This is a genomic window from Psychrobacillus sp., from assembly GCF_056205495.1.
In genome coordinates this window covers 1-1,902 of the sequence record NZ_JBAEAP010000527.1, presented here as the reverse complement: position 1 = coordinate 1,902, position 1,902 = coordinate 1, and the positions used below count along the sequence as shown (strand labels likewise).

General features: G+C 38.7%; 1 protein-coding gene and 1 pseudogene. Both read right to left on the bottom strand.

Annotated features, from left to right (window positions below):
• Positions 1–517 (bottom strand): annotated as a pseudogene (locus AC06OU_RS14900) (hypothetical protein); the annotation flags it as partial.
• A gap of 568 nt (positions 518–1,085) precedes the next feature.
• On the bottom strand, positions 1,086–1,902 hold an 817-nt coding region (locus AC06OU_RS14895; RefSeq protein ID WP_475856820.1), incomplete at its 5' end, for a penicillin-binding transpeptidase domain-containing protein.

The window sequence follows — 1,902 nt, the reverse complement described above, 5'->3', positions numbered from 1 at the left end:
AGTTACGAGCATCCGGGCCGTAGATTTTAGCTACTTTACCTTCGAAGCTAGCGATATCTTTATTTAATACTGTTTGAGCAACTAGAACTTGTTTCGCTTTTCCAGTTTCAACAGCTTTATTGAAATTAGTTTGTGCAGGTTTAAGGTTTGTGTTCACAGCATTTACATATGCTTGAGCACGGTCAAGGAAGTATTTCTTAGAATCCAATTGTTTAGTGTAAGCCGTTTTCTTCGCTTTGCTTCCACCATTTTTAGCAATTTCAGCTTTAGCTTTGTCATAGTAGTCTTTAGCTAGAGCAGTTTGGTTTCTGATTGTTCCTGTTGCAGGAAGCTCATTGTCGTTTTTAGCGGCTTTATGATAAGTATCATAAGCTTTCGCCATTTGTTTAGTTGCTTTTGTGATCGCTTTGTCAACCGAGCTAGTTGCTGCCTCTGATTGTGTTGGTGCTACTGCTACGAATGCTGATGCGGCAATTGCAGTTGCCGTTGCTAATTTAATTGCTTTCTTTTTTCCCATGTTAGAAAATACTCCCTTTCAATATCTAAAGTAGTGCGCTTGGTACGGCTCCTCAAAATAGAGCAAACATCCAGCGGCTTACGGAACAAACTGTTTAGTGCTATTTAACTGATTCTTTGTAACTACCGTTGGAAAAAACTCAAAAAACTAGTTCGATTGAGCTACAAGGAAAATATCTACCAAATTTCCAATTCATCCTTGCTAATCTATAATAATACAATTTATTTATAATTTCTACCTTTTTTCGGATATTTTTTGGTATTTAAGCTACAAATTATTCCCAAATAAACATTTGGTCATTGGAATATTTCAAAATAATACATAATAATTCTTTTATATCCCATTAAATCAATCAAATGTATTGAATGTAAATCATCTATCAATTTTAGATACTTTATTACTACTCTTTGTTATTTTATGTAATATTATTAATAGAATTGTTGATTGGGAAATTTATAAATATAGCATTTTTTCCAACTAAATGGTAGCCAACTAGGTATGAAAACTAAATTATTAATATGTAAATATATCAAAAAAGGCATCTGCTCTAAGCAGGTGCCTTTCCTTGTCACTTCAAATATTTCTTCAGTACCGGCTTCATTTTATCACTTACCAAATGGCTGCCGCCTCGTCCTTTTACATCTTCCATCATCCAGGCCATGATCAGCTCTGGGTCTTCTGTATCCATGGCAACCAACCAACCATTTTCGGTTCCGCTGGAATTCTTGGATGCTTTGGTCTCGGCTGTGCCTGTTTTCGTAGCCAGCTTCACGCCAAGATCGTTTAAATCATGTGCGGTCCCTTTAGGATGCTCCACGACTTGTGTGAGCATCTTCGTGATCGTGCTTGCTTGATCTGCAGAAACGATGTTTTCTTTCCATTGTTTCTTTTCCGTTTTATCCCCTGTCACTAAGGAAGGGGCCATGATATTTCCTTCATTTAAGAAGGCTGAGTAGGTCATCGCCAAATGAAGAGTGCTCATTTGGACTTGGGCTTGCCCATAGCTTGCATCAGCCAGGCGTCCTTCGCTATCTAGCTTTCCGATGCTTGATGCCTTAATCGGGTAGTCGAAGTTCAGGGGCTCATCAAAGCCGAAGTCTTGGAGTCCTTTTGAGAATTTATCTTTACCAATTTTCAATGCTTGTTGGGCAAAATAGATATTATCGGAATAGATGAGGGCCTTTTCCATATCGATCGGCACTCCAGGGTTGGAAACCCGTGTGATGGAATGGTCTTTCCAGTTCGATTTGGCCCATTTTGTTCCTTGAATGCTGAGTGCCGCTTTAGGGTCGATTCCATTTTTCAATTCAATCGCAGCCGTTAAAGCTTTTATTGTTGATCCCGGTGCAAAGGTTGAACTGAATCGGTTCAGCAGTGGCTTGTCC